Here is a 1,047-nt window from a genome sequence, read left to right as displayed (position 1 = left end):
TCATTCTTATGACAATATATCAAGAAAATCAATCCAAATAAAACTGATGCACCAGTTATTGAAATAGCGCTCCAACCCGACCAATATATGAGGAGTCCCCCTATAATAAATGCAATTGGCGATAAAATTTTATATAATGAAACTTTAAATGGCCTGTTCTCATTAGGATACCTAAACCTAAATACAGCTACACTAACTGCTAATGGAGCATTAAAAAAATAAATGTATCTATTAACACAGGTGGGATGAGGTTAAATTCCAGTATAGTGGATATCCTGCTTAACAAAGCCGTAGGAGTCGCAAACTCCCATTATAAAGTAGGTTGCCACCGAAGTGAGCAGTGCTTAAAACCATAAAGGTTCTGGACCTAAACTGCATTGAAACATATCGTTAAGGATTTTTCCTTCAAAGAAGTTCATGCATCATAGCGCGGCTATGAGTCTGTGAGTGTAGATGGCTGCCAGCGTAGCTATGAAAAGAAGGATAAACGACTTCCTTTCTCTCTCAGGGATAACACTAAAGTGGCATGGCTATGGTCAAGGTTATCGTCCCATAGTGCTCAGGCATGGACTCAGGGATCTCAGGCCAAATAACTATGGAGAGGGGTACTGCAAGCACCGCGGCTCTCTTGCCAAGGCCTAGGGACCTGGCCAGAAGGCGAACTGAAGGGATCGTGAGAAGCGACATAAGCTCAAGGTATTCACTTAATTACGAAGTAGAACTGTAGGTCCTTAAACTAGGTGAGGTGGCCCCAGAGCACAAGTATTGCCTTAGCTAGGGTAAACCAAAAGGACCTGTTAAGCCACATGAAGGTCATTGACTACCTCTCAGCTGGGCTGCCACTCGTCGCGACCCCCAAGTCGCTTGAGGGCATCCCAGCAGCGGCGCTGAAGGGGTACCCACTAGTCTTGGCGAGCCCAGACATTGACCTCGGCGAGGCAGTCGCAACCCTTGCGGGGAGGACGAGGGGGCCCTTCTCAGGCAGGGCGAAGCTCCCTACGTGGGACGAGCAGGCCTCGAGGCTCCTTGACTTCCTCTTATCTGTTT

2 protein-coding genes are annotated in these 1,047 nt (G+C 47.0%); one reads left to right on the top strand and one right to left on the bottom strand.

Annotated features, from left to right (window positions below):
• Nucleotides 1-516: 516 nt before the first annotated feature.
• Nucleotides 517-687, bottom strand: a complete 171-nt coding sequence (locus ACP5H1_RS08465) for a hypothetical protein (RefSeq protein ID WP_427974086.1) — start codon at nucleotides 685-687, stop codon at nucleotides 517-519.
• Between the two features lie 119 nt (nucleotides 688-806).
• Here ACP5H1_RS08465 and ACP5H1_RS08460 point away from each other — a divergent pair.
• The coding region (locus ACP5H1_RS08460) for a hypothetical protein (protein WP_427974083.1) at nucleotides 807-1,047 on the top strand (241 nt) is incomplete at its 3' end.

It is taken from the genome of Acidilobus sp., from assembly GCF_049973875.1.
Classification (GTDB): domain Archaea; phylum Thermoproteota; class Thermoprotei_A; order Sulfolobales; family Acidilobaceae; genus Acidilobus.
The sequence above is the reverse complement of the archived record's forward strand: the minus strand, read 5'-3'. Positions and strand labels throughout refer to the sequence as shown.